At 41.0% G+C, this 24,611-nt stretch carries 26 protein-coding genes, 3 pseudogenes and 2 riboswitches; of the genes and pseudogenes, 23 read left to right on the plus strand and 6 right to left on the minus strand.

Features of this window, described 5'->3' with window-relative positions:
• Nucleotides 1-45 precede the first annotated feature (45 nt).
• The gene (locus IRB43_RS02060) at nucleotides 46-735 is read right to left on the minus strand and encodes a helix-turn-helix transcriptional regulator (RefSeq protein WP_203361761.1); all 690 of its coding nucleotides are present in this window, start codon (nucleotides 733-735) and stop codon (nucleotides 46-48) included.
• Between the two features lie 195 nt (nucleotides 736-930).
• On the opposite strand from IRB43_RS02060, the gene IRB43_RS02065 reads away from it, so the two are divergent.
• The 10 genes from IRB43_RS02065 to IRB43_RS02110 all read left to right on the plus strand — a co-directional run bounded on the left by IRB43_RS02065 (nucleotide 931) and on the right by IRB43_RS02110 (nucleotide 6,244).
• Complete coding sequence (locus IRB43_RS02065; protein WP_203361762.1) at nucleotides 931-1,314, plus strand: Spx/MgsR family RNA polymerase-binding regulatory protein; 384 nt, start codon at nucleotides 931-933, stop codon at nucleotides 1,312-1,314.
• Nucleotides 1,315-1,527: 213 nt separating this feature from the next.
• Nucleotides 1,528-2,613, plus strand: a complete 1,086-nt coding sequence (gene comGA, locus IRB43_RS02070) for a competence type IV pilus ATPase ComGA (protein WP_203361763.1) — start codon at nucleotides 1,528-1,530, stop codon at nucleotides 2,611-2,613.
• A complete protein-coding gene (comGB, locus tag IRB43_RS02075; RefSeq protein ID WP_275296745.1) occupies nucleotides 2,564-3,607 on the plus strand; it encodes a competence type IV pilus assembly protein ComGB in 1,044 nt (347 codons plus the stop codon). Before comGA ends, comGB begins: the two co-directional genes overlap by 50 nt.
• Nucleotides 3,608-3,621: 14 nt before the next feature.
• Nucleotides 3,622-3,939 (plus strand): competence type IV pilus major pilin ComGC, encoded by a 318-nt coding sequence (gene comGC / locus IRB43_RS02080; protein WP_203361765.1) that lies wholly within the window; start codon nucleotides 3,622-3,624, stop codon nucleotides 3,937-3,939.
• 1 nt (nucleotide 3,940) lies between these two features.
• On the plus strand, nucleotides 3,941-4,387 hold the full coding sequence (comGD, locus tag IRB43_RS02085) for a competence type IV pilus minor pilin ComGD (RefSeq protein ID WP_343070788.1): 447 nt from the start codon (nucleotides 3,941-3,943) through the stop codon (nucleotides 4,385-4,387).
• A complete protein-coding gene (locus tag IRB43_RS02090) occupies nucleotides 4,371-4,676 on the plus strand; it encodes a type II secretion system protein (RefSeq protein ID WP_203361767.1) in 306 nt (101 codons plus the stop codon). The genes comGD and IRB43_RS02090 overlap by 17 nt, the downstream gene beginning before the upstream one ends.
• Nucleotides 4,677-4,686: 10 nt before the next feature.
• Nucleotides 4,687-5,091 (plus strand): competence type IV pilus minor pilin ComGF, encoded by a 405-nt coding sequence (gene comGF, locus IRB43_RS02095; RefSeq protein WP_203361768.1) that lies wholly within the window; start codon nucleotides 4,687-4,689, stop codon nucleotides 5,089-5,091.
• Nucleotides 5,088-5,468: a competence type IV pilus minor pilin ComGG gene (locus IRB43_RS02100; protein WP_203361769.1), complete on the plus strand. Its 381-nt coding sequence runs from the start codon at nucleotides 5,088-5,090 to the stop codon at nucleotides 5,466-5,468. The genes comGF and IRB43_RS02100 overlap by 4 nt, the downstream gene beginning before the upstream one ends.
• A gap of 49 nt (nucleotides 5,469-5,517) precedes the next feature.
• Nucleotides 5,518-6,048: a shikimate kinase gene (locus IRB43_RS02105; protein ID WP_203361770.1), complete on the plus strand. Its 531-nt coding sequence runs from the start codon at nucleotides 5,518-5,520 to the stop codon at nucleotides 6,046-6,048.
• A 16-nt stretch (nucleotides 6,049-6,064) separates the two neighbouring features.
• Complete coding sequence (locus IRB43_RS02110; protein WP_203361771.1) at nucleotides 6,065-6,244, plus strand: YqzE family protein; 180 nt, start codon at nucleotides 6,065-6,067, stop codon at nucleotides 6,242-6,244.
• Here the strand turns inward: IRB43_RS02110 and IRB43_RS02115 are convergent, their stop codons facing one another.
• Both IRB43_RS02115 and IRB43_RS02120 read right to left on the minus strand, forming a co-directional pair.
• Nucleotides 6,245-7,033, minus strand: coding sequence for a YqhG family protein (locus tag IRB43_RS02115; RefSeq protein ID WP_203361772.1), 789 nt, complete (start codon nucleotides 7,031-7,033; stop codon nucleotides 6,245-6,247).
• Nucleotides 7,002-8,702: a DEAD/DEAH box helicase gene (locus IRB43_RS02120; RefSeq protein ID WP_203361773.1), complete on the minus strand. Its 1,701-nt coding sequence runs from the start codon at nucleotides 8,700-8,702 to the stop codon at nucleotides 7,002-7,004. The genes IRB43_RS02115 and IRB43_RS02120 overlap by 32 nt, the downstream gene beginning before the upstream one ends.
• Before the next feature lie 157 nt (nucleotides 8,703-8,859).
• Nucleotides 8,860-8,950: riboswitch (glycine riboswitch) on the plus strand.
• Nucleotides 8,951-8,953: 3 nt separating this feature from the next.
• A riboswitch (glycine riboswitch) is annotated at nucleotides 8,954-9,035 on the plus strand.
• A gap of 108 nt (nucleotides 9,036-9,143) precedes the next feature.
• Between IRB43_RS02120 and gcvT the strand changes: the two genes are divergently transcribed.
• Genes gcvT through gcvPB form a run of 3 tightly spaced genes read left to right on the plus strand, consistent with a single transcriptional unit; the run spans nucleotide 9,144 to nucleotide 13,083 of the window.
• Nucleotides 9,144-10,247 (plus strand): glycine cleavage system aminomethyltransferase GcvT, encoded by a 1,104-nt coding sequence (gene gcvT, locus IRB43_RS02125; protein ID WP_203361774.1) that lies wholly within the window; start codon nucleotides 9,144-9,146, stop codon nucleotides 10,245-10,247.
• A 24-nt stretch (nucleotides 10,248-10,271) separates the two neighbouring features.
• Nucleotides 10,272-11,618: an aminomethyl-transferring glycine dehydrogenase subunit GcvPA gene (gene gcvPA, locus IRB43_RS02130; RefSeq protein ID WP_203361775.1), complete on the plus strand. Its 1,347-nt coding sequence runs from the start codon at nucleotides 10,272-10,274 to the stop codon at nucleotides 11,616-11,618.
• Entirely contained in the window at nucleotides 11,611-13,083 is a 1,473-nt protein-coding gene (gene gcvPB / locus IRB43_RS02135; RefSeq protein ID WP_203361776.1) for an aminomethyl-transferring glycine dehydrogenase subunit GcvPB, read from the plus strand. The genes gcvPA and gcvPB overlap by 8 nt, the downstream gene beginning before the upstream one ends.
• Before the next feature lie 32 nt (nucleotides 13,084-13,115).
• Here the strand turns inward: gcvPB and IRB43_RS02140 are convergent, their stop codons facing one another.
• Entirely contained in the window at nucleotides 13,116-13,436 is a 321-nt protein-coding gene (locus tag IRB43_RS02140) for a rhodanese-like domain-containing protein (RefSeq protein ID WP_203361989.1), read from the minus strand.
• Nucleotides 13,437-13,664: 228 nt separating this feature from the next.
• Here IRB43_RS02140 and IRB43_RS02145 point away from each other — a divergent pair, with 228 nt between their 5' ends.
• The 5 genes and pseudogenes from IRB43_RS02145 to IRB43_RS02165 all read left to right on the plus strand — a co-directional run bounded on the left by IRB43_RS02145 (nucleotide 13,665) and on the right by IRB43_RS02165 (nucleotide 19,138).
• A complete protein-coding gene (locus tag IRB43_RS02145) occupies nucleotides 13,665-14,501 on the plus strand; it encodes a lipoate--protein ligase family protein (protein WP_203361777.1) in 837 nt (278 codons plus the stop codon).
• 302 nt (nucleotides 14,502-14,803) lie between these two features.
• Nucleotides 14,804-15,622: pseudogene (locus IRB43_RS02150) on the plus strand (ribonucleotide reductase N-terminal alpha domain-containing protein); the annotation flags it as partial.
• Nucleotides 15,623-16,043: 421 nt separating this feature from the next.
• Nucleotides 16,044-17,180: pseudogene (locus IRB43_RS02155) on the plus strand (ribonucleoside-diphosphate reductase); the annotation flags it as partial.
• A 276-nt stretch (nucleotides 17,181-17,456) separates the two neighbouring features.
• Nucleotides 17,457-18,059, plus strand: a pseudogene (locus IRB43_RS02160) (ribonucleoside-diphosphate reductase); the annotation flags it as partial.
• Between the two features lie 212 nt (nucleotides 18,060-18,271).
• Nucleotides 18,272-19,138 (plus strand): patatin-like phospholipase family protein, encoded by an 867-nt coding sequence (locus IRB43_RS02165; RefSeq protein ID WP_203361778.1) that lies wholly within the window; start codon nucleotides 18,272-18,274, stop codon nucleotides 19,136-19,138.
• A gap of 10 nt (nucleotides 19,139-19,148) precedes the next feature.
• Here the strand turns inward: IRB43_RS02165 and IRB43_RS02170 are convergent, their stop codons facing one another.
• A complete protein-coding gene (locus tag IRB43_RS02170) occupies nucleotides 19,149-19,508 on the minus strand; it encodes an SA1362 family protein (RefSeq protein ID WP_203361779.1) in 360 nt (119 codons plus the stop codon).
• A 34-nt stretch (nucleotides 19,509-19,542) separates the two neighbouring features.
• Nucleotides 19,543-20,484 (minus strand): DUF1385 domain-containing protein, encoded by a 942-nt coding sequence (locus IRB43_RS02175; protein WP_203361780.1) that lies wholly within the window; start codon nucleotides 20,482-20,484, stop codon nucleotides 19,543-19,545.
• A gap of 181 nt (nucleotides 20,485-20,665) precedes the next feature.
• Here IRB43_RS02175 and IRB43_RS02180 point away from each other — a divergent pair, with 181 nt between their 5' ends.
• From IRB43_RS02180 to IRB43_RS02200, 5 genes are all read left to right on the plus strand, one after another.
• Nucleotides 20,666-21,166: a YqhR family membrane protein gene (locus tag IRB43_RS02180; protein ID WP_203361781.1), complete on the plus strand. Its 501-nt coding sequence runs from the start codon at nucleotides 20,666-20,668 to the stop codon at nucleotides 21,164-21,166.
• Nucleotides 21,167-21,231: 65 nt separating this feature from the next.
• Nucleotides 21,232-21,681: a type II 3-dehydroquinate dehydratase gene (gene aroQ / locus IRB43_RS02185; protein ID WP_203361782.1), complete on the plus strand. Its 450-nt coding sequence runs from the start codon at nucleotides 21,232-21,234 to the stop codon at nucleotides 21,679-21,681.
• Entirely contained in the window at nucleotides 21,678-22,739 is a 1,062-nt protein-coding gene (locus IRB43_RS02190) for a M24 family metallopeptidase (protein WP_203361783.1), read from the plus strand. Before aroQ ends, IRB43_RS02190 begins: the two co-directional genes overlap by 4 nt.
• Nucleotides 22,740-22,760: 21 nt before the next feature.
• The gene (gene efp / locus IRB43_RS02195; protein ID WP_203361784.1) at nucleotides 22,761-23,318 is read left to right on the plus strand and encodes an elongation factor P; all 558 of its coding nucleotides are present in this window, start codon (nucleotides 22,761-22,763) and stop codon (nucleotides 23,316-23,318) included.
• 86 nt (nucleotides 23,319-23,404) lie between these two features.
• Complete coding sequence (locus tag IRB43_RS02200; RefSeq protein ID WP_203361785.1) at nucleotides 23,405-24,550, plus strand: acyl-CoA dehydrogenase family protein; 1,146 nt, start codon at nucleotides 23,405-23,407, stop codon at nucleotides 24,548-24,550.
• The last annotated feature ends 61 nt before the right edge of the window (nucleotides 24,551-24,611 follow it).

The raw sequence follows: 24,611 nt of genomic DNA on the forward strand, positions 1-24,611 counted from the left end.
CTTATTATAATGGAACAATCATGCAGTTGTAAATGTTTCTTTCAGTTACTTTGTGACGATTACATGATATGTACATTCTTTGCAGCCGTCTGTCATGCTTGCTGTTTGCTGAAAAGACAACTCCGAGAACAAGCGGCAGAAGGCTCCTTTTAAGAAAGCAATATGTATTTTACATGTAAGTTCGCCATACTCCTCCACTGATTCTTTAAAAGGGCAGTTATACAGGGTGAAATGAATATGCATCCCATCCGTTTTTTCTTCCACTGCTGGAATATATCCAGTCATCGCTGAAACTTCTTGTAATAGTTCTAATTTTTCTTCCTTTGATAAAGTTGGGCTATTGCCAGTTTTTTGTTTGATTACTTTTTCACCGAATGAATAAGCCACTTTTTGAGCCTCTTTCATTCCAGATTCACCCATGGCTGCGATAGTGGTTAAAGCAATATCAGCAAGCATCTGAAAATCTCTATGCGGAAAAGAAAGCTGAACGGGTTTTTCGGAAGGTTTATATAATCTTCCTGGTCGTCCTCCTTTTCCAGACTTGTGTAAATAGGAATTGATGACTTGAATATCTTCCAATTTCGAAAGATGCAGCCGTGCTACATTAGGGTGAATTTGAAATTGTTCAGCGATTTGTTGAACGGATACCTCTTTTTGATGCTTGATCATGTACTGATAAATAGAAAATCTTGTGGCATCAGCTAGTGTGGCAGTCATTTTTAATGTTTGTTCCATTTCCAACACCTCTATATTGTTTATTGTCCCCATTATAGTGAACAATCAATCGCAAAGAAATGATAAAAGTCATACATAAATGATGAAAAAAGTTTTGTTTATTATATGTGCAAGTAATGTTCAAATGTTGTATAATTAATTTAAATAGTTTGTATAACCTAATTCATGGAATGAATCAAGAAGGAGGAAGTGAATATGTCAGATATTATTTTTTATACGTATCCTAGTTGCACTTCATGCCGGAAAACAAAAAAGTGGTTGAATGCTCATTCTGTTGGTTTTCAAGAAAGACATTTATTTAGGGAAACGCCGACTTATGAGGAGCTGATTCATTTACTATCTTTAACGACAGATGGATTAGATGAATTGTTAGCTACTAGAAGTCAAACGTATAAAAATTTAAAAGTGGATGTGAATGAGCTTCCGCTATCAGAAGTTGTGAAATTATTGGTGAAAGAACCTAAACTGTTAAGAAGACCTATATTAACCGACGGAAATCAGCTTGTGGTGGGCTACCATCCAGAAGCATTAAGAGGTTTAACGAATAATAAGCAGCAGATGAATCGGATGTTATGCTAGAAAGTAACTTTGAGCAGATATGGAAAAAAGAAACGTTGGGAAAGTACATTTTCTCAGCGTTTTTTCGTTTTATAGGAAATAAGTAAAAATCATAAAAATGACGATGGTCACTTAGCTAATTACTTTGCAAAAAAATTCTAAAAAAAAGAAGGAGTTCAGCTATTCGTGTCGAAATGAGTGGGTAGCCAAAGTGAAAGGTGGTGAAATTTGTATATGGTGGTTGAAAAGGTGGTCGAAGAGATATTGAGCCAAGCATTAGCCCTCAATTCTACTGATATCCACTTTATCCCTCGTCAACATGGCTATGCCATTCAATTCCGTTCCTCTGGTCAATTAGTTCCTCACACTGAATTTTCTTTACGAGAAGGAGAACGATTAATCTCACATATTAAATTTATGGCATCGATGGATATTGGCGAGAAAAGGAAGCCTCAAAGTGGCTCTTTTCAGTTAGAATTATCCGGCTTTGTTGTCTCTTTACGTATTTCTACTCTTCCTACGGCCCTCTCTAAAGAAAGCCTCGTGATTCGATTATTGCCTCAGCAAGCCGTCCTTGATATGTGTCAACTATCTTTATTTCCAGATTCAGCTCGAAAATTATTGGCGTTGTTATCGCATTCTCATGGAATGATTATTCTGACTGGGCCGACTGGCAGCGGTAAAACAACGACCCTTTATTCGCTTATTCAGCATAGTACAAATCAACATGGAAGGAATGTGATTACGCTAGAAGACCCTGTGGAAAAGCAAAATGATCGCTGGCTTCAAGTGCAAGTAAATGAAAAAGCCGGTGTCACCTATTCTGCTGGACTGAAAGCAATTTTGCGCCATGACCCCGATGTGATTATGGTAGGGGAGATTCGCGATGAAGAAACAGCGAAAATTGCCGTCAGAGCCGCATTAACGGGTCACTTAGTTTTGACGACATTGCATACAAGAGATGCCAAAGGAGCTGTATTTCGTCTGTTAGAGTTCGGTTTAAAGTGGCATGAGATTCAACAAACACTCGTGGCAGTGACGGCCCAGAGGCTTGTGAATTTACTGTGTCCTGAATGTGGAGCTGTCTGCTCTTTGCAATGTTCGGTTGGGAATAAACGTAAGCAAGCGACCATTTATGAAATTTTAAGTGGCAAAGATTTGCAAGAGGTGCTGAAGGAAGCAAAGGGAGAGGACGGAGATTATCAATATCCGTTACTAAAAGATGTATTAAGAAAGGGGATTACACTTGGATATCTCTCTCAAAAAGAATATGATCGTTGGGTATTTGAAGAAGAGGAGAGCGACAAAGTATCAAGGTGAATTTATTTTCCGGCTAGGTGAGATGCTACAGCAAGGTTTTACTATCGGTGGTGCCCTGGAGTTTTTATTATTAAATTTTGATCGAAATCATCAGCAGTCGATTCGCTTAATTCGATCCGAATTAAATGCAGGGACTCCATTGAATGAAATTTTGCAGCTGCTTCAATTTCCTTCAACCATTTGCCTTCAAGTGTTTTTTGCCGAAAAACATGGACATCTTCCCGCTACATTAAAGCATGCCGGCGATCAATGGAAAAAAACTGAAGAAGCGAAAGAAAAACTAACGAAATTGCTTCAATATCCATTGTTTTTACTGTTCATTTTATTTATGCTGTTATTTTTATTAAACAGCTTTTTAACGCCTCGTTTTGAAGAGCTATATTCTTCACTCGGTTTTACCCCACAAGGAGGGACGTTTGCGCTAATTGCTTTTTTGCAGGTTGCTCCACCGCTATTTCTGATGATGACTTCGCTATTTCTGATCCTGTTTATCATGTTCTTTCTTTATTATCAAAAACAAACTCCTCAGAAAAGAATCACTTTTTTAATGAAAATACCCGTTGTTTCTGCTTATTTTTCGCTGTTTTTCACACGCTTGTTTTCTAAGGAAGTATCTTATTTGCTCAAGAGCGGTTTTGCGGTCAATGAGGTGCTGTTCATTTTGCAGCAACAGATGATGCATCCGATCTTAAAGCATATAGCCGCTGAGATGAAAGCTGCTTTATTGCTCGGTCACTCTTTTGCTGAAGCGGCAGAGAAAATTCCGTGCTTTGAAAAACAATTAGCCAAGCTTCTTCGTCATGGAGAAGCGAATGGCCGACTGGCAGAAGAACTGTTTATTTTCAGCGAGTTTTGCGAGAGGGTCATTGAAAAAAGGGTGAAGAACATGTTAGCTGTTTTGCAACCGTCTATTTTTCTATTTGTAGGTATCGTGGTTGTAGCCATCTATTTATCTGTCATGTTGCCGATGTTTCAAATGGTTGGATCGATATAAACGGAGGGAACAAAATGAGAAAAATACTTAAAAATGATCAAGGATTCACATTAATAGAAATGATGATTGTGTTATTGGTTATTTCCGTCTTGCTCTTTATTGCGATTCCGAATGTGGCGAAGCAAAGTAAGAATATTAATAGCAAAGGCTGCAGTGCTTTTGCACGGATGGTTGAAGGGCAAGTTCAAGCCTTTCGAATCGAGGAAAAGAAATATCCTAGTGACGTTCAAGAGATGGTGGACAAAGGCTATTTGAAAAAGGATGAAACAGCCTGTCCAAATGGCAACAAATTAACGATTGGCTCAGACGGGGAAGTTAAGGTTGAAGATTAAAGTGAATTTTCTTCGGAATCAAAAGGGGATGTCGATGCTTGAGATACTGATGGTTCTGTCGATTGTTTTAATTATATTAACCGCTGCGATGATTCCTTATCCGAAGATGATCGAGAATATGGAAAAAGAGAAGTTTATCGATCAATTACAAGCGGATCTTTATCTTGCCCAGTCCCATGCGATATCGAAACAGCAGATTGTCAACGTTCAATTATTGACAACAAGAGATGCCTACCAAATGAAAACATTGACGGCTCCTTCGACGATTCTTGTGCAAAGACAGTTTCCCGATTCCATTCGACATTTAGATGGTTCGTTGCAAGAAATTCGTTTTTTACCAAACGGCAATACGAACCGTTTTGGTACGATGCTTTTTCAATATAAGGAGAAGTATATAAAAGTGGTGTTTCAAATTGGGAAAGGGAGATTCTATGTGGAAGAACAATGAACAGGGTTTTTCTTTAGCGGAGAGTTTGTTGTCTTTTTCGGCCATTCTTATCGTAACAATCTTCATTTTGCCTTTGCTTCTGCAAATGATTGGTCAATCGAAAGCGTTGTGGGAGAGAGAAAAGGCGATGAGAGTGTTATTTGAAGAAGGAGAAAAATATTTTCAAGAAGATGTTGACTTTACCTATGTTTATGTGGAAGAGGGTGAACAATATCAAGTATCATGGGAAGCTAAAACAGCAGCATGTGTGGAAGTTTCCGGAAAGAGCTTTTGTATTCAGCAGCAATAAAGGCTTTACGATGATCGAATCATTGCTCATTTTGCTTGTGTTTATGACATTAGCCACTTTGTTTCCGATGATTTACGGGACTGTTTATCGTGTCAATGAGCAACTAGAGCCTGGTAGGAAGTCAGAGTGGGAGTTATTTGTCATTCAATTACGAAAAGAAATGTATGCTTCACAGTTATGGACACCAGCTAATGATAAGCTGTCTTATCAACATGAGGGGCAAAAGATTTCCATTGAAAAGTATAAAAAGGGCGTAAGGCGGAGAGTTAATGGGATGGGGCATGAAATGATTCTGCAACAAGTGGAATCCATTCAATTCTATTGGGAGAGCCAAACTCTTTGCGTAAAAGTCATTTTTACGAATGGAGAAGAAGAACAGGCCCAATTCTATGCGTTGCCTGAGGGAACGACATGAAACAATGGATCATGAATGAACGTGGCATGTTATTTCCTTATGTATTATTGCTGTTTATCGTTGTGTTATCAACCGCTATTTTAGGAGTCGACATTTTTGTCAGCAAGCAAAGAACAGCCATGCATTTAACGGAATACTACGAAACGAAAGTAATGGAGCTTCTTGCGTTGCAGCATGTGGCTTCGCAGCTAGATCAAGGGACAGCAGCGTCAGGAGTATTTGTGACAAATAAGGGAGAGGTTCATTACTCGGTCTCGGAAGAAACGAATCAAGATCAATATATCATTCACTTAAAAACAAAGAAAAAGGATTCGAACTTTTATTCAAAAGTCATTTATGACGAGAAGACGAAGCAAATGGTGAAACGTCTAGAATAGAAGCAAAAGAGCCGATATAATAGAAAGAGAAAGAAGGGAGATCTGTGGGATGACGACCATTTTTATGACGGGATTTATGGGAACAGGCAAAACGACTATCGGCCAATTACTAGCTGATCAACTACAAATGCCAGTGATTGATACGGATGTTTATATTGAGCAGCAAGAAGGGATCACGATTGCTGAGATTTTTGAACAAAAAGGGGAAGCTTATTTTCGAGAGTTAGAGACGGCTGTTCTTGAAAAATTAAGCACAAACGAACAGAAAGTCGTGACAACAGGCGGCGGCATTATTATGAAAGAAAAGAACCGACAGCTAATGAAGCAATGTGGGACCGTTGTTTTTCTAGAAACCGATTTAGCAGTGATTTTTGAGCGGCTGAGAGGGGATACGAGCCGACCCCTTATTCAAAATCAAGAACGATCCCGCATTGAAGAACTGTATGAAAGCAGGCTACCACTGTATAGAGAAGCAGCAGATGTCATTATTCATACAACGAATCAAACAGCTGAACAAGTAGCACAAGAAGTGATGCAACGTTTAAATCTTAAAAGAAACGGAGAAACTAACACCGTCTAATAGGAGGTGTGGCCGTTTGTCTATCTATGAACTTATTCGCTATTCCACTCACAAAATTTTAGCTTATTTAAATGAACCGAAACAAGAGAGAAAAGAAAAACGGCAACGCCGGAAAACAGAGAGACCAGCCTTTTCATCCAGATGGTTTGGTGTTGTACCTTGGGCTCTCCGTCAGTTGTTTCGGAAAAGTGGATAGTCAGTGACTTGGCGGGATCAAATAAATGATTCCGCCATTTACAATGTCCACTTTAATTTTTGGTTCATACCGTTTTCTTAATGCATCTTTCTCAAGGAAAAAAGCTTCCGGTTTTTCTTCTTCTCCTTCATAAAATGATGTCAATAAGGAAAGCTCTTCCTCCCATCTTCTAATCGCTTCGTTCGCCCAGTCTTGATGTTCATGTTGCAGTTGAGATTTTAGAAATTGTTGAATTCGTCGCACGCCGCTTAACGGTTTAATTAAAGGGGTAATGGTAAATGAGAAATCTGGAATTTTTCCTAAGAGTGATTTTCGTTCAAGCAAGTCCATAAATTGTTCTTCAATATAACCATTAATTAAATTCAGTCCGAGTGAATGAAACTGTTCTTTTTTTCGATCCGCTTCATAAGCGACTTTCACATTGGCAAGAAGCCAAGGATGAAGCGCTTGCTGATGAGTGGTTGGCGATTGTTCATAAAGGCGGATGAACCCAGCATGTTTTTTGGCTGATTGAAAAATTTGCTGCAGACGCGGAGCTCCGAAATGAACAACTTCTCCTTCGAGGGGCTCTTGAACTTCTTTCTGGTTAGTAATTAATGTCAATGAGAGCGGTTCGCCCATTAACCCGGTTTTTTCAATATAATGCCAATAAAAAGGGCGGTTCATTAGTTCCTTGTCCAATTCAGGCGTTAATTGAACCTTCATGAAATAAGGTTTTTTTTCTACAATTGAACATTGTGCCATATGAAAATATTGTTCAAGAAATTGATGAATTTCGTTTGTGTGCAATAATCTCTTCCTCCTTTTTCCATTCGTTTGCTAATTCAAATGCCGCTTCGAAATTTCTCATTTTAATTTGCAATTCACCTTCTGTTTTCGAATGCTGAAAAATATCTGTCAAATGCTCTTGCATATTAGGGATCTCCATTTTTGTTAAAATATCATCTAGTTCGCCGATGGCTTGCTCGAATAGATGAATTTTTTCGTATAATAGCTGCAAAATTCGGTCTTCAATGGTATCTTTGATCGAAAAGTTATAAATATGCACGTCTTTTGTTTGACCGAAACGATGAATACGTCCAATTCTTTGCTCAAGCCTCATTGGATTCCATGGAAGATCAAAGTTAATGAGATGATGACAAAATTGTAAGTTTAAACCTTCGCCGCCTGCTTCTGTGGCAATTAATACTTGGGCGTGATTTTTAAATAACTCTTTCATCCAATCTTTTTTTCCGCGTTTGAATCCGCCACGGAATGGTACTGAGCTGATACCATGCTGTTTAAAAAACCACTGCAGATAAAGCTGAGTGGCTCGATATTCCGTGAAAACAATGACTTTATCATCAATGGATTGAATGAGTTCCAATGCTTTTTGAGCTTTCGAATTATGAGAGAGCCCTTCAATCGCGGCCAGCACGTTATGGAAACTTTCAGGCAATGCTTCGGAGTGTTGCATCCATTGATCGGCCATATTTTTTAATGTATAAAACACTGCTTCTTTACTGCTACAAGCTTCCCGTTGCAAAGTGAGTAAAGAAAATGAGTGACCGATTTGTTCTGGATGTTGGCGAATAAATGTTTCCAGTACTTCATAAAGAGCACGTTCCTCTTCGGTAAATTCCACTTGAACATTTTCTACTTTCCTTGCTGTCCATTCCACTCCTGTATCTTGCCGGCGATGGCGAACCATTACTTTGTCCATTAATTTCATTAAATGCTGATGGTTTTGTACTTGGCGATCCCCTTTTTTAAATTGTTCACTGAACTGTGTTTCGCTTCCTAAATGGCCCGGCTTTAATAAGGAAACGAGATGAAACATCTCATCGAGGCGATTTTGAATCGGGGTGGCGGTTAACAATAAACAAAATTTCTTTTTTAAATGCCGAACAAATTGATAGTTTTTCGTTTTATGATTTTTTAGTTTATGGGCTTCATCAATGATGACCAAATCATATTCTTGTTCATAAATTTTCTCTTTATGGGGACTTCTTTTCGCCATATCAATAGAGGAGATTACAATATCATATTGATCCCAAGCGTATGATTTGTGTTGAGCGACGGCAGGGATATAAAATTTTTGATTCATTTCACTTGTCCACTGCGAGACGAGGGAAGCAGGAGTTAAAATCAATACCTTTTTTACTAATCCGCGAATTAAGTATTCTTTCAAGATCAATCCTGCTTCTATCGTTTTTCCAAGCCCCACCTCATCTGCCAAAATAGCTTTTCCGTTCATTTCCTCAATCACTTTTCTAGCCGCTTCTAGCTGATGAGGCAAGGGCGCAAGGTCCGGTAAGAGCTCAGGGGCTAACAATCCTTCAAAATCATTAACTAACATTCGTGTTTCCATTTTTGTAGCTGATTGAAAAAGAGGCCAGCTTCCCCATGGGCCGTCTTGGTTAAACCTTTTTTCAAGTTCTTCTCCCCACTCTTCATTAAACAGTATGTCTATGCTCATCTGCAAAACTCCTTTATAAAAATGATTGCGAACCTTTCATCATTAATGGTAGGATGTAATTGAACAAAATATTATGTCATTTCGCAAAAACCGAACGATAATCATCTGGAATATGCGGATGTTCATAGTATGCCCATTTTTAAATTTAATATTGCGAATGAAGGCAAGGGGAGAGACTGTGTATGCAGCGCCGAAGGAGCAAACAAGTCATTTGTGAATCTCTCAGGCAAAAGAACTCTTGTTGGACGCACCTCTGGAGAGTGTTTCGTTCACGAAACCACCAAAGAAGACAGCCTGTTCATTCAGGGTAAACTTTCAGGTTCAAGGACAGAGAACAACTTTTATAAGCTGTTCTCTGTCTTTTTTGTATGGAAGCGCCTAAATGAAGAGGGAAGCAACATGAAATGTTACACGAAAATCAATAATTAAGGGGGAAGGCTAATGGGAGACTTAAAACGTACACCGCTGTTTGAAGTATATAAACAATCTGGTGGAAAAACGATTGATTTTGGTGGATGGGAGCTTCCTGTTCAATTCTCAAGCATTAAAGAAGAGCATGAAGCGGTCCGAACGAAAGCAGGATTGTTTGATGTATCTCATATGGGAGAGATCACAGTCAAAGGCAAAGACTCGCTTATGTATCTCCAAAAAATGATGACCAATGATCTTTCCAAATTGACACCTAATGGTGCTATTTATACAGCAATGTGCTATGAAGACGGTGGAACAGTCGATGACTTGCTTGTTTATATGCTAGACGAAGAGGATTATTTACTTGTTGTGAATGCTGCTAACACAGAAAAAGATTTTGATTGGTTGAAGCAGCACGAAGAAGGAGAAGTTCATATCGAAAATGTGTCTAATGATTGGGCGCAGCTTGCTTTGCAAGGACCCTTAGCAGAAAGCGTGCTTCAAAAGCTTGTCAAAGAAACCGATTTAAGTGAAATTAAATTTTTTAAATTCCGTCAAGACGTGATGGTCAATGGAGTATCAGCGCTTGTTTCACGCACAGGCTATACAGGAGAAGATGGCTTTGAAATTTATTGCCAAAGCGCTGATGCTGCTAAACTATGGGAAACGATTTTGGCGGCTGGAGAAGAAGAAGGTGTGCGCCCTTGCGGCTTAGGTGCTCGCGATACCCTTCGCTTTGAAGCTAACTTAGCGTTATACGGACAGGAATTATCAAAAGATATTTCACCAATTGAAGCGAATCTTGGCTTTGCGGTGAAAACAAACAAGGATTTCTTTATCGGGATCGAAGTCTTAACCGCCCAAAAAGAAAACGGTCCAGCGCGCAAACTCGTCGGACTAGAAATGACGGAACGCGGTATTCCCCGTCATGGCTATCCGGTATACGCTAACAATGGAGAAGAAATTGGATGGGTGACAACAGGTACACAATCACCGACGTTAAAGAAAAATATTGGGCTTGCTTTATTAAAATCGGAACACATCTCCATGGATACAGAAGTGTTTGTCGAAATTCGCGGCAAAAAATTAGCAGCGAAATTAGTAAAGACACCATTTTATAAACGATCAAATTAGAAGGATAGGAGAGGGGAGAAAGTGATGAAGCATCGTTACTTACCAATGACAGAGGCTGATCAAAAAGAAATGCTTGCAACAATTGGCGTTCAAGCCATTGATGAATTATTTGAAGATATTCCAGAGAAAGTTCGCTTTCAAGGATTATACAATATTAAGGAAGCAAAAGCCGAGCCTGCTTTGAAAAAGGAGTTAAGTATACTCGCTGCGAAAAATGCTCATGCGAAACAATATACGTCCTTTTTAGGAGCGGGTGTGTATGATCATTACGCTCCATCTATTGTCGATCATGTCATTTCGCGTTCCGAATTTTATACTGCTTATACACCGTATCAGCCGGAAATCTCCCAAGGAGAATTGCAGGCGATCTTTGAGTTCCAAACGATGATTTGCGAACTGACAGGCATGGATGTGGCGAACTCTTCGATGTATGACGGCGGAACAGCATTGGCAGAAGCGGCGATGCTAAGCGCGGGACAAACAAAAAGAAAGAAAGTGCTCGTATCAAAAACGGTTCATCCGGAATCTCGTGATGTGTTAAAAACGTATGCGAAAGGCCAAAATATTGAAGTAGTAGAAATCCCTCATAAAAATGGAGTCACCGATATTGATCAATTAAACGCTCTTGTAGACGATGACACAGCGGCAGTCATTGTTCAATATCCAAACTTTTTTGGAGCGATTGAATCATTGCCGGCAGTAGAGAAATCCGCTCATGAGCATAAAGCGTTATTCGTCGTCTCAGCTAACCCGCTTTCACTTGGCGCATTAACGCCTCCTGGAAAGTTTGGGGCTGACATTGTAGTTGGTGACGCTCAGCCGTTTGGCATTCCAGCAAGCTTTGGCGGGCCGCACTGCGGTTACTTTGCGGTGACGAAAAAACTGATGCGTAAAGTGCCGGGCCGTTTAGTAGGTCAAACACATGATGACGAAGGCCGCCGAGGGTTTGTGCTGACGTTACAAGCGCGCGAGCAGCACATTCGCCGTGACAAAGCGACCTCTAATATTTGTTCGAATCAAGCCTTAAATGCACTGGCAGCGAGCGTAGCGATGACAGCTTTAGGGAAAAAGGGCATTAAAGAAATCGCTCTACAAAATTTGCAAAAAGCGAATTTTGCAAAAGAAACATTAAGACAACATGGGATAGAGATTGTGTTCGATGCCCCGATTTTTAATGAGTTTGTCGTTCGTTTACATCAACCAATTAAAGAAGTGAATCAACAATTATTCGAAAAAGGAATCATTGGCGGATACGACCTTGGTTTAACTTATCCAGGTCTTGAAAATTGTATGCTGATGGCTGTCACAGAATTGCGGACAAGAGAAGAAATCGAATTACTTGCGAAAGAATTGGGGGATATTCATGAATAACAACGACCAATTACTCATTTTTGAAATGTCTCAACCAGGCCGGATCGGCTATAGTTTGCCAGAACTAGATGTTCCTGAGCAAGATGTATTGACTTTGTTGCCTGCGGGCTTTTTGCGTGAGGAAGAGCCAGAGCTGCCTGAAGTATCAGAACTGGATATTATGCGTCATTACACAGCGCTGTCGAAAAGAAACCATGGAGTAGACTCAGGCTTTTATCCGCTTGGCTCTTGTACGATGAAGTACAATCCGAAAATTAATGAAGATGTTGCTCGTTTTGATGGCTTTGCTCATATTCACCCACTTCAGCAAGAAGAGACGGTTCAAGGCGCGCTGGAGTTAATGTATGATCTTCAAGAGCACTTGAAAGAAATCACAGGAATGGATGAAGTGACATTGCAGCCAGCGGCCGGAGCGCAAGGTGAGTGGACGGGGCTGATGTTGATTCGGGCGTTCCATGAAGCGAATGGCGATTTTAACCGCACAAAAGTCATTGTTCCCGATTCCGCTCATGGAACGAATCCGGCGTCTGCGACAGTGGCTGGATTTGAAACGGTCACGGTAAAATCAGGCGAGGATGGGTTAGTGGATATAGAAGATTTAAAACGCGTTGTTGATGAAACGACAGCCGCTTTAATGTTAACGAACCCTAATACGCTTGGATTATTTGAAGAAAATATTTTAGAGATGGCGGAAATTATTCATAGTGTAGGCGGAAAAGTCTATTATGATGGAGCGAATTTAAATGCTGTTTTATCAAAGGCTCGTCCTGGAGATATGGGCTTTGATGTGGTGCATTTAAATTTGCATAAGACATTTACAGGCCCTCATGGTGGCGGCGGACCAGGGTCGGGTCCTGTAGGCGTGAAGGCGGATTTAATCCCATTCTTGCCGAAGCCTGTTCTTGTGAAAGAAGGAGAGGCGTACCGGTTTGACTATGATCGCCCGCAAGCGATCGGACGTGTGAAGCCTTATTATGGGAACTTCGGTATCAATGTTCGAGCTTATACGTATATTCGTTCTATGGGACCAGATGGGTTAAAAGCAGTAACGGAATATGCGGTATTAAATGCGAACTACATGATGCGCCGTTTAGCTCCGTATTTTGATCTGCCGTTTGACCGTCATTGTAAGCATGAGTTTGTTTTAAGTGGAAAGCGCCAGAAAAAACTTGGTGTCCGCACGTTAGATATCGCGAAGCGCTTGCTTGATTTTGGCTATCATCCGCCAACCATTTACTTCCCGTTGAACGTTGAGGAATGTATTATGATTGAGCCGACAGAAACAGAATCGAAAGAAACGTTAGATGCTTTTATTGATGCGATGATCCAAATTGCGAAAGAAGCGGAAGAAAACCCAGAGGTGGTGCAAGAAGCCCCTCATACGACAGTGGTTGGCCGTCTAGATGAAACAACAGCGGCCCGCAAGCCGGTCCTTCGTTATGAAAGACCGCTGCAAAACGCCTAATCATAATAAAAACTGCCTCGTGTGGGCAGTTTTTATTTGCTTTTTACTTTTCCTGTCCATTTCTTGAAGCCGCCTTCAAGATGGCTAATATCATTGTAACCTTTTTTATGTAACATGATGGCAGCCCGTCCGCTTCGCATGCCGCTTTGGCAATAGAGATAAACTGGTTTATCAGGGCGAATTTCCTTCATGCGTGTTTTTAATTGGCTCATCGGAATATTTCGCGCACCTAAGATGTGGCCCGCTTCAAATTCGTTTGGCTCACGGACATCAATGAGCTGAGCTTTACGGTAACCTTTAATGAACTCTTCCTGTGAAAGTGGCGTGACCGCTTTTTTCTGGGAAAAATACATATATAAAGTGTACAAAATAATGATGCCCAAGATAGTGGCAATGGTATACAGCAACGTATACACTCCTTTCAAGTAAAATAGCGCTATGACCTATTATAAACTTGCTTTAATTAAGAATCAAAAGAAATTAAATCAATGTGTCCATTTTTGAACAGGGCTTTGTTTTTTTAGCTCGTATTTGATAGACTGTATGAGGGAATTTACAAACGAAAAAGGCGTGCATGGATCATGAAAAAAGAAGTATGGAAGTTTATTGATTCTGGTCATCGTTCAGCTAGTTATAACATGGCGATGGATGAAGCATTGCTCGATTGGCATAGTCAAGGAAAGATCCCGCCAGTGATCCGTTTCTACGGTTGGGATCCAGCTGCACTATCAATTGGGTATTTTCAAAAAGTAGAAAAAGAAATTAATATGGAAGCGGTCAAGAAGCATGGGCTTGGGTTTGTGCGACGTCCAACAGGCGGCAGAGGCGTTCTTCATGAGCATGAATTAACTTATAGTGTGATTGTGTCCGAAGAGCATACAAACATGCCTACGGGCGTTACAGAGGCCTATCGCGTTATTTCAGAAGGGATCTTAAAGGGGTTCCACCATCTCGGCTTGGAAGCTTATTTTGCTGTGCCTAAAACCGAAGAGGAGAAAAGTGCGTTGAAAAATCCGCGTTCTTCCGTCTGCTTTGATGCACCGAGTTGGTATGAGTTAGTTGTAGAAGGTCGAAAAGTTGCTGGAAGTGCTCAAACAAGGCAAAAAGGTGTCATTTTGCAGCACGGCTCCATTTTATTGGATTTGGATGAGGATAAGCTATTTAGTCTGTTTCATTATCCAAATGAACGCGTGAAAGAGAGAATGCAAAAAGCGTTTAAAAATAAAGCGGTAGCGATCAATCATATCAGCTCTGAAACCATTACATTGGACATGGCTCGCCAGGCGTTTAAGCGAGGTTTTGAGGATGGTCTGTCCATCGAATTAGAACCGCTGGAACTATCGGATGAACAGTTGGCCTATGTTGAAAAGATTGCCAAAGAGCGCTATGAGTCAGATGAATGGAACTTTAGACGATAAGTGACTGTACGGTTCGATCATGCTTTCGCGCAAAGACGAAAAAATTTTTTGACGCAACCTTGAAAATTATTCTTTTAGCCGGATTATCATTTGTTTTTCTAATGAAATCTCTCTTTTTCCGGCAAATACAGCAGTTTAGTAGCTTGACAAAAAAATGTTTTTAACTCAATATGTAGTAATGTAAACACTAGAACAAACACAATATATTGTGTTTGTTCTAGTTTTTTATCAAAATATATGGGTATACAATTAAGAACTGCTAAGAACTACCAAGAAAATTGTATAGAAAAGGAGTTGTCCATATGTCTGTTACGTCTGCAAAGAATATGTCTATCAACATTGACAGGCTGAATAAAGACATTAGCGTTTTTCCGCAGGTTCACCCTGTAACCCCTGAGATGAAAATTACACATAAAGGGGTTTCACGCCTTGTGATGATCGACCGCTATTCATTTAAAGACACAGAAAAGGTGACCTTAACAGAAGGGGATTTTGTTGTATTAACGGTTAAGGAAGATCCGAAGTTTCCTGCTCGAGGTGTTGGTTTCATCGTGAGCATCGACTGGGAAGAAAAGAAAGCGGAAGTGCTGGTGGAGGAAGAATTCCGAAGTGCGCTAGATGATCCTCAAGAACAAGAAACAGGGATCATTTGCCGCTCGCTTGATGTGATTGAAAAGCCGTTGGAAATTTTCTACGAGCAAATTGCAAAACGTAACGCGACAGGTCTTGCCTCCGTTGAAAAAACAGAAGAAAAGCGAAAAGAATGGTTTGAGAAGTTTTATCATGAACTTGTTCATTTGAACTTCATTCCGGCAGGACGAGTTCTATATGGAGCGGGTGCTGCGACAGACGTAACCTATTTCAACTGTTATGTTATGCCATTCGTACAAGATTCACGCGAAGGCATTTCAGAACATCGCAAGCAAGTGATGGAAATCATGAGCCGCGGCGGCGGAGTGGGAACAAACGGTTCAACCCTGCGTCCGCGCAACACGCTGGCTAAAGGAGTCAACGGAAAATCTTCCGGATCGGTCTCTTGGCTCGATGATATTGCGAAGCTCACACATCTTGTGGAGCAAGGTGGGTCACGGCGTGGAGCACAGATGATTATGTTGGCGGATTAAAAAAGTTGAAAGTTGTTTGTTTTTCCGTTATCCTCTAATCAGGAACAAGTGTTCTGTTGAGGGGCATGCGGAAAAGAAGAACAATTTATCCAAATGCTAGTCCGCGTCGTTCAGAGAATGAACGATTAGAAAACCGGGTGAATTGCAGGGAAATCCTGAGAGGCAATTAAGCTACAACGTGACTGGAAACGGTGAGCGTGAATGCTAAAAAATTAATTGCATTGGACAATCTGCAGCCAAGCGCCGTATAGGTGAAGGTTCAACGACTATCGAAAACATTCGAATGGAATGGAAGTAGAGTAGGAAAAAATTCTTTCCGAAGCGCCCGGCCCCTAACAGATAAAGCTGAGGGTGATGATATAGTCTATTCCGTCTGCATAAGCAGAGTTAAAGTATCCTGAAAAGGACGGTACAATTGTGGCATCCTGATATTGTTGAATTCATTATTTCAAAAATGCAAAACCCGCGTATTTTACGCTTCTTAATTGAAAATACAGAAGACGAACAAATTAAAAAAGCGGCGCAAGAAAAGCTGAACTTTAAGCCGTTGTCTGAGCGTGAATCAGCGATGTATCAAGGAGTGGTCAATTATAAAAACATTCCGGGTTATGGCGGATTCAGTCCTGAGATTATTTCAGATGCTGAGGAGAAATTACGTACAGGTGGAACGTACACGGTACACCACCCAGAGTTTTTAACAGGCGCGAATATTTCCATCTGCTTAACGAATGATTTTATGGAGGCAGTGGAACAAGATGCAGAATACGAATTGCGCTTCCCAGCTGTAGAAACGTACAGTAAAGAAGAAATGCAATATTACAATGAAAACTGGCATAAAGTCGGTGATGTGCGCGAGTGGGAAAAACAAGGTCATGCGATTCGAACTTATCGAAAGATCAAAGCGCGTGAACTTTGGAACTTGATCAACATTTGTGCCACATACTCCGCTGAACCAGGCATTTTCTTTATCGATAATGCCAACGAAATGACAAATGCCAAAGCATATGGTCAGCAAGTTGTTGCGACAAACCCATGTGGAGAACAACCACTTGCACCGTTTTCTGTTTGTAATTTAGCTGCTGTGAACTTAGCGGAAATGGCAGACAAAGAAACGAAAACGGTGAACTTTGAAAAGTTAAAACAAACGGTAGCTGTGGGCGTGCGTATGCAGGATAATGTCATTGATGCGACACCATACTTCCTTGAAGAGAACAAAAAGCAGGCATTAGGTGAACGTCGTGTAGGCCTAGGAGTCATGGGGCTTGCCGATCTATTGATCTACTGCGAGAAAGAATATGGCTCACCAGAAGGTAATGAACTAGTGGATCAAGTATTCGAAGCAATTGCTGTTACTGCTTATAAAGAATCCGTTGAATTAGCGAAAGAAAAAGGTAGCTTCCCATTCCTTCAAGGGGAAACAGAAGAAGAAACGAATCGTTTAAGACAAGCTTTTATTGAAACAGGCTATATGAAAAAAATGCCTGAAGATGTGCGTGCAGCGATTCGCGAACATGGAATCCGCAACTCGCACTTATTGACTGTTGCTCCAACGGGTAAATAATATTGCCCCCCGTGTGAGTAATCACATGGTGTAAATCGTACTATATGCGGGAAACTCTGAGAATTCTTTTGTACCTGTGCTTTGCCACCACGAAAAGGTAAAAATCAAAAGATGCAGACAATCCGCAGGGAAGTCGTGGCTGACCCCTCAACGACTAAACGTACGACAACCGATAATCTTCGGTTGATGATATAGTCTGACCCATATGGCGACGTATGGAGTGGGTACTAATAATCCCACCCTCCTAAATAAAGGAGAGTAACAAACGTGAGTACTGGAACAATGGTTGGCGTGTCAACAGGATTAGAACCATACTTCTCTTTCACTTACTACCGCAGCGGCCGCTTAGGGAAGTTTATTGAAGTGAAAGCGGATATTGTAAAGGAATATTTAGATCGTCATCCAGAGGCAGCCTCTGATCAGTTGCCTGAATGGTTTGTGACGGCGATGAGCTTGTCTCCTGAAGCACATGCGGATGTACAATGCGTGATTCAACGTTGGATCGACAGCTCGATCTCGAAAACAGTGAATGCGCCACGCGGCTACACGGTGGAGCAAGTAGAACAAGTGTATGAGCGTCTGTATAAAGGCGGAGCAAAGGGCGGTACGGTGTATGTCGATGGAAGCCGTGATTCGCAAGTGCTTACGTTGAAAGCAGAGGAAAATGTGTTTGAGGAAACAGAAACAAAAACAAAAGAACATGAAAACCATGTGGTTCTAGTTGATACGATTCAAGAAATTCGTTCAACGAATGTGACGATCGGCAGTGAAGTCGGCAACACTTGTCCGGTTTGCCGTAAAGGAACGGTAGAAGAAATGGGCGGCTGTAATACATGTACCAATTGCGGTGCTCAATTGAAATGTGGTTTATAAAGTATAAAGTGAAACTTCAATCAACGTAGTCTTACAGCCCGTTCATGCGGGATGAAATAGATAAGAAAGCGGCTACCCATCGTTTGATGGGTAGCCGCTTTTTGACTAGGCTTTATGAAAGTGTTTAGTTGACCTGATTTTACACTTCTAGGACAACTTTTTTCTGCTTACATATATAACAGTTGGGTGTAAGTAGGAGAGGTGTGGTAGCGATGAAGATCGATGGAGTGTTTTCGGGTGGTGGAATTAAAGGGTTTGCGCTAGTCGGTGCGTTTGAGGAGATTGAACAAAGAGGTTTAACCTTTGTCCGCTTAGCCGGCACTAGTGCAGGAGCGATTATTGCCGCTTTTATCGCGGCTGGGTATTCCAGTGAAGAGCTGAAGCTAATGGTGATGGAAGTAAACGAAAAGCAGTTATTAGATGATGTGATGTTTGACTTCCCCTTTTTTAAGTGGATGAAGCTTTATTTTCAGCTCGGTTTATATAAAGGGAAGAAACTTGAACAATGGCTAGAAATGAGGCTAGAACAAAAAGGAATACGAACGTTTGGAGATCTTCCACCAGAAGCGCTACGTGTCGTCACATCTGATATTACCAATGGTCGCTTGCTTGTTCTTCCAGATGATTTGCCCTCTTACAATAAAGATCCTCTCGCATTCTCAGTGGCGCGAGCCGTCCGGATGAGCTGTACGATTCCGTATTTTTTTCAGCCCGTCAAACTAAATGGCCGAGCGTTAACGGTCGATGGAGGGGTGTTGAGCAACTTTCCGATTTGGCTGTTTGATGAGGAAGATAAAAAACTGAGGCGGCCTGTGCTTGGGGTAAAGTTAATGACGAAAACAACAGGACTTCAGCGGCAAGTGAAAACAGGGATCGATTTATTTGGCGCCTTATTCCACACAATGAAGGACGCTCATGATGCCCGCTATATTTCAAGAAGACATGAAAGCAATATTCTCTTTATTCCCGTGCAGGAAACCGCTATTACCGATTTTAACTTAACAGACGAAAAAAAATACGCCCTTATTCAAACAGGACGTGATCATGCTAAAGCGTTTTTAAAGCGCTGGAGTTATTAATAACCGGGTTTTACGAAGAAGCCCGGTTATTTTTTTTGCCTTTCTTGCCTTCAATGACTCTTAAATGTGCAGAGGACTTTCTTCTTAAAGGCTTCTTTTTTGTAGCTGGAGTGGAGGGGTGAGTGGTTTTCTGGCGGCTTTTCAATCGTTTTTTCGATTGTTTAGCGGCCTTTGCAAACGCTCGCTCTTCACTATTGCCGCCTAAGCGCTTTCTCATGACGAGGCGATAGATTAACACAATAACAGCTACAGTTACTGCCGCAATAATCAGCTGCCGAGCCAAAGCTCCAGGGGCATTAAACAACATGGAAACGAGCCCAATGGCAGCAAGTGCAATTAATGAAAAGGTAATGACTGTACGAGTTGTCAATAAAGCCACCTCCTAACAAGCTGTTAATTACATATTAGACAATTTCCTCAGCGTTTAATCCTTTTTGTGTGTTTTCCTCAAAACTTATTAATTTTTCAAATGAGGCAATTGCTACTTCTACTTGATCATCTGTTGGTTCTTTCGTTGTTAAAAGCTGAAGCCACAAACCAGGATAGCCGAGAAAACGCAATACCGGAACATCACGCAATTTATTAGTAAACTGAAGCACTTCGAAAGAGATGCCGAGAACAACAGGAATCAAGGCGATTCGATTAAGCACTCTTACATATAATGGTTCAGTAGGTACTAACATATACACAAAGATACCGACAATCACGGTAAATAAAATGAAGCTTGATCCGCAGCGATAATGGAGACGGGAAGCTGCTTGAACATTTTCTACTGTGAGCGTTTGATTGTTTTCATAGGCATTGATGACTTTATGCTCTGCCCCGTGATACTGGAATACTCTTTTAATCATCGGGGTGAAAGAGATTAAGTAAATGTAAACTAATAGAAGGATGAGCTTGAATAGACCTTCGATTAAAATTTGCTCCATATCACTTGAAAAGATCGACCGGGTAGATTCGGCCAGAAAGACAGGAACTAAAGTGAAGATAAATTTCCCGAATAAAAAAGAGAGGATTCCGATGGCGGCCACTCCTAAAATCATTGCCAATTTAGATGGCTCCGAATTTTTTTTCGTTTCTGCCTCATCTGCATCTAAATCATACTGCTCTTGAGCGAAATTTAAATGTTTAGATCCGTTAGCGGCAGCATCTAAAATCGCAAAAATTCCTCGAATGAACGGAATCTTTTTTAACGTTTGAAAAGATGCTTTCTTTTTTCTTGGTAAATGGTAATAGGCGATCGATTGGTCTTTTTTGCGGACTGCGGTAACGGTATGGTGCTTTCCGCCAAACATAACGCCTTCTATGACTGCTTGACCGCCATAAACTGGCTTTTGTTCACTCATGGAATACCCTCTTTCATTAAATTAAAGATAAAGCTTGATATACATATTTTAGCTGTTATTCAGGAAAAATAAAAGCTGAATCACTCAATAAAGTGAAACTTCAATCAGCGTGGTCTGACAGCCCGTTCATGCGGGATAAAAAGGCTTTCTGGCAGCTTGTTATTTGTGAAGGTGGAGGTGCATGATGGAAAAGGACGTCAAACGAGCGGATGAGAATCATTTCTCGCTAAAAAATGCGATGATTATTGGTCTGTATGGAGGTTTATTTTGGGGTGCGCTTGCCCAATTTGTTTCATATTTTCATTTTATTAGTTTCAATCCGAATGCTGTACTGAAATATATGTATATCACCGAATTCAAAAAAACGTATTTGAACATCGCAACCAGTATTTTATTTTATATGATTTGTTCTCTCCTTCTTGCTTTGATTTATTATGCTTTATTCCGAAAAAAGAAGTCGATGTGGGTGGGAGTTATGTATGGCGCTGCTTTATGGGTTGTATTTTTTATCATTTTACGTTCGATTTATCCGGCCATTCCTTGGTGGAGAACGATGAATAACGATACGTTAGTGACAACGATTTGTCTTCTTCTTCTATACGGTTTATTTATTGGATACTCCATATCCTATGGTTATGAACATCATCAACAAATGAACCGTCAGGAGGAAGAAACAGAGTAAGTAGTTATTGGTAAAGTAAATATGTTAGAATGTTCTTGTAACTATATTCGGGGGCAGGAGACGGTATGAAGAACATTTTATTAGTAAATGGTCCTAATTTGAATCGGCTTGGCAAAAGAGAGCCGGACATTTATGGAACGACCACATTAGATGAACTGGAAAGTCGGCTCATTTCTAAAGCAAAGGAATGGGGAGCGACTCTTTCTGCTTTTCAATCGAATCATGAGGGCGAATTAATTGATCGGCTTCATTTGGCTGCAGATGAAGAGGTAGATGGGATTATTTTTAATCCTGGGGCATTTACACATTATAGTTATGCGCTTAGGGATGCGGTGGCCTCTATTTCGATTCCAGTGATCGAAGTTCATATTAGTAACATCCATACAAGAGAGTCATTCCGTCATCAGTCCGTCATTGCTCCGGTAGCTGTTGGGCAGATTGCCGGCCTCGGACTGATCGGATATGAGCTGGCTTTACAGGCGCTCATGCATAGAATGGGGGAGAGAGAGAAATGATCAAATTAAATAAGCTTCGCACGATGATGAAAGAAGAAGGAATCGATGGCTTGCTCGTTATGAGTCCATACAATCGCCGCTATTTAACGAACTTTACCGGTTCTTCTGGAGCCGCGTTAGTCACAGAGGATAAAGCGGTGTTTATTACTGATTTTCGCTATGTGGAGCAAGCACAAAAACAAGCGGAAGGCTTTCACATTGTGAAGCATGAAGGAACCATTTATGAAGAAGTCGCTCATCAAGTAAAAGAACTAGGGATTAACCGCCTTGGTTTTGAAAAAGCATATATGACTTTTCAATCTCACCAGCTTCTTAACGGGCTGGCAAAGTCAGAGCTTGTTCCCGTTAGTGAATTAGTTGAAAAGTTGCGCTTGATTAAGAGCGAATCAGAGATTAAGATATTAAAGGAAGCTGCCGCTATTGCTGATGCGGCATTCAAGCATATTCTTGCATTTATTCAGCCGGGTAAAACAGAGCTTGAGGTTTCCAATGAACTCGAGTTCTTTATGAGAAAGTGTGGCGCAACATCTTCATCTTTTGATACAATAGTAGCCTCAGGTAAACGTTCTGCTCTGCCTCACGGGGTGGCGAGTGACAAAGTGATTGAAAAAGGCGATATGATTACGCTTGATTACGGCGCTTATTATCAAGGCTACGTTTCAGATATTACTCGTACCATTGCAGTGGGAGAACCATCCGATCAGATGAAAGAAGTGTATCAAATTGTGTTAGAAGCACAGTTGAAAGGAATGAATGAAATCAAGGCAGGGATGACGGGGAAAGAAGCAGATGCTATTACTCGCGATCACATCACCAAGGCTGGATATGGCCAATATTTTGGTCACTCAACCGGTCATGGGATAGGCCTTGAAGTTCATGAAGGGCCTAATCTATCTTTCCGTTCGGAAATGGTATTGACACCGGGAATGGCTGTTACAGTCGAGCCGGGAATTTATTTGCCTGGAGTAGGCGGTGTGCGCATTGAAGATGATACGATTATCACGGAAAATGGAAATGAACCGCTCACACATTCTACTAAAGACTTAATCATTCTTTAATGATAATGGAGGATTTTCAACATGATTTCAGTAAACGATTTTCGTACAGGGTTAACAATTGAAGTGGATGGTGGCATTTGGCGCGTAGTCGAATTCCAACACGTAAAACCAGGAAAAGGTGCTGCGTTTGTTCGCTCTAAACTTCGTAATCTTCGCAATGGAGCTATTCAAGAAAAAACGTTCCGCGCGGGTGAAAAAGTAGCGAAAGCTCAAATTGACAATCGCAGAATGCAATACTTATATGCGAATGGTGATCAACATGTATTCATGGATAATGAATCATACGAGCAAATCGAGCTTCCAGCGGATCAAATTGAATATGAATTAAAGTTTTTGAAAGAGAATATGGAAGTTTCCATCATGATGTACCAAACAGAAACACTAGGTGTGGAACTACCAAATACGGTTGAACTAAAAGTAACTGAAACAGAGCCAGGAATCAAAGGCGACACGGCTTCTGGCGGTACGAAGCCAGCGACTGTCGAAACAGGCTTAGTGGTTCAAGTTCCTTTCTTTGTGAACGAAGGAGATGTATTAATCGTTAATACAGATGACGGAAGCTACGTTTCACGTGCATAAATTTCAAGAAAGCTGTTCCTGAATACAGGGACGGCTTTTTTTCATAGTATAATGGTTCATGACAATAACTGAAAGAAGGTTGAGCAATGATAGCTAGTACAGATAGCGCAAAAGGTCTATTAGATGCTTTAAAAGAGCTCACCAGTAGTTTTCAAGAGCGAGAAAGTGAGCTTGATGTATTGAATTCGTTTCCGTTTCAAAATGTCGAGGAGTTAAAAAAGATCCACTATACCCAACAAACGTTACCGCAGAAATATGGTGGGGGAGGCGTCAGTTTGTCGCAATTTCTTTCCTTTCAAGAGCAAATTGCCAAAGGTTGTGGATCAACCGCTTTATCGATCGGATGGCATATGGGAACGATATTAGAATTTGCTGAACATCGTCATTGGAATAAAGAAGTGGTAGCCATTCTTATTCCTGATATTCAAAAGGGAGCACTCATCAATACCGCTTCTAGTGAGCGTAATGCGGGAAGTCCTCTTCGTGGAGCCAAACCAGTGACAACCGCTGTGTTATCTGAAGACGGCCAATCTTATATCATCACCGGGGAAAAAACATTTACTTCCGCCTCTCCGGTCTTAGACTACTTTTTCGTGACGGCAACAAGAGAAGATGGAACGGTCGCCATTTTCCTTGTTCCACGCGAAACAAAAGGTGTTTCTATCCGCGAAACTTGGGACAGCGTCGCTTTAAGAGGAACGGCCAGTCATGATTTAATATTAGATCATGTAGAGATACCAGCTCAGTATGTCGTAGAGGAAGTAACCGCTGAAAGCAAGCGTCGACGCAAAGGTTGGTTATTGCACATTCCTGCCTGCTATTTAGGAATTGCCAGTGCAGCAAGAGATTACGCAGTGAAGTTTGCCGCTGGATACATACCAACGAGCCTTGGAAAACCAATCGGGACATTGCCCAATATTCAACAACAGATCGGTGAGATGGAAATGTTGTTGCTTTCCTCTAGACATTTTTTATATGGAGTAGCTAAAAAATATGAACAGCATCCGGATATTGATGTACAAACAGAAATGGCAGCTGCTAAAAGTTTTGTCACGAATCAAGCGATGAAAATCGTCGATTTAGCGATGAGAATTGTGGGAGCCAGAAGTTTAAGTGCGAAAAATCCGCTCCATCGTTATTATCAGCATGTGCGAGCAGGTCTTCATAATCCGCCGATGGACGACATTGCCTTTACTTCATTAGCGGAAAAAGCGTTAAAAGAAATCGAATGAAAGTGAATAAGTACGAACAAAAGACGGGCTTCGCCGGTCTTTTTTTGTTTTTGCGTTAGTG

Origin of the sequence: Bacillus sp. REN10 (assembly GCF_016820555.1) — a bacterium.
GTDB lineage: Bacteria > Bacillota > Bacilli > Bacillales > Domibacillaceae > Bacillus_CE.

Bases quoted from the DNA above. Each gene is read 5' to 3' on its own strand.
- IRB43_RS02060 (WP_203361761.1), bottom strand. From the start codon at position 735: ATGGAACAAACATTAAAAATGACTGCCACACTAGCTGATGCCACAAGA.
- IRB43_RS02065 (WP_203361762.1), top strand. From the start codon at position 931: ATGTCAGATATTATTTTTTATACGTATCCTAGTTGCACTTCATGCCGG.
- comGA (WP_203361763.1), top strand. From the start codon at position 1,528: ATGGTGGTTGAAAAGGTGGTCGAAGAGATATTGAGCCAAGCATTAGCC.
- comGB (WP_275296745.1), top strand. From the start codon at position 2,564: ATGATCGTTGGGTATTTGAAGAAGAGGAGAGCGACAAAGTATCAAGGT.
- comGC (WP_203361765.1), top strand. From the start codon at position 3,622: ATGAGAAAAATACTTAAAAATGATCAAGGATTCACATTAATAGAAATG.
- IRB43_RS02090 (WP_203361767.1), top strand. From the start codon at position 4,371: ATGTGGAAGAACAATGAACAGGGTTTTTCTTTAGCGGAGAGTTTGTTG.
- comGF (WP_203361768.1), top strand. From the start codon at position 4,687: ATGATCGAATCATTGCTCATTTTGCTTGTGTTTATGACATTAGCCACT.
- IRB43_RS02100 (WP_203361769.1), top strand. From the start codon at position 5,088: ATGAAACAATGGATCATGAATGAACGTGGCATGTTATTTCCTTATGTA.
- IRB43_RS02105 (WP_203361770.1), top strand. From the start codon at position 5,518: ATGACGACCATTTTTATGACGGGATTTATGGGAACAGGCAAAACGACT.
- IRB43_RS02120 (WP_203361773.1), bottom strand. From the start codon at position 8,702: ATGAGCATAGACATACTGTTTAATGAAGAGTGGGGAGAAGAACTTGAA.
- gcvT (WP_203361774.1), top strand. From the start codon at position 9,144: ATGGGAGACTTAAAACGTACACCGCTGTTTGAAGTATATAAACAATCT.
- gcvPA (WP_203361775.1), top strand. From the start codon at position 10,272: ATGAAGCATCGTTACTTACCAATGACAGAGGCTGATCAAAAAGAAATG.
- gcvPB (WP_203361776.1), top strand. From the start codon at position 11,611: ATGAATAACAACGACCAATTACTCATTTTTGAAATGTCTCAACCAGGC.
- IRB43_RS02140 (WP_203361989.1), bottom strand. From the start codon at position 13,436: ATGTATTTTTCCCAGAAAAAAGCGGTCACGCCACTTTCACAGGAAGAG.
- IRB43_RS02145 (WP_203361777.1), top strand. From the start codon at position 13,665: ATGAAAAAAGAAGTATGGAAGTTTATTGATTCTGGTCATCGTTCAGCT.
- IRB43_RS02165 (WP_203361778.1), top strand. From the start codon at position 18,272: ATGAAGATCGATGGAGTGTTTTCGGGTGGTGGAATTAAAGGGTTTGCG.
- IRB43_RS02175 (WP_203361780.1), bottom strand. From the start codon at position 20,484: ATGAGTGAACAAAAGCCAGTTTATGGCGGTCAAGCAGTCATAGAAGGC.
- IRB43_RS02180 (WP_203361781.1), top strand. From the start codon at position 20,666: ATGATGGAAAAGGACGTCAAACGAGCGGATGAGAATCATTTCTCGCTA.
- aroQ (WP_203361782.1), top strand. From the start codon at position 21,232: ATGAAGAACATTTTATTAGTAAATGGTCCTAATTTGAATCGGCTTGGC.
- IRB43_RS02190 (WP_203361783.1), top strand. From the start codon at position 21,678: ATGATCAAATTAAATAAGCTTCGCACGATGATGAAAGAAGAAGGAATC.
- efp (WP_203361784.1), top strand. From the start codon at position 22,761: ATGATTTCAGTAAACGATTTTCGTACAGGGTTAACAATTGAAGTGGAT.
- IRB43_RS02200 (WP_203361785.1), top strand. From the start codon at position 23,405: ATGATAGCTAGTACAGATAGCGCAAAAGGTCTATTAGATGCTTTAAAA.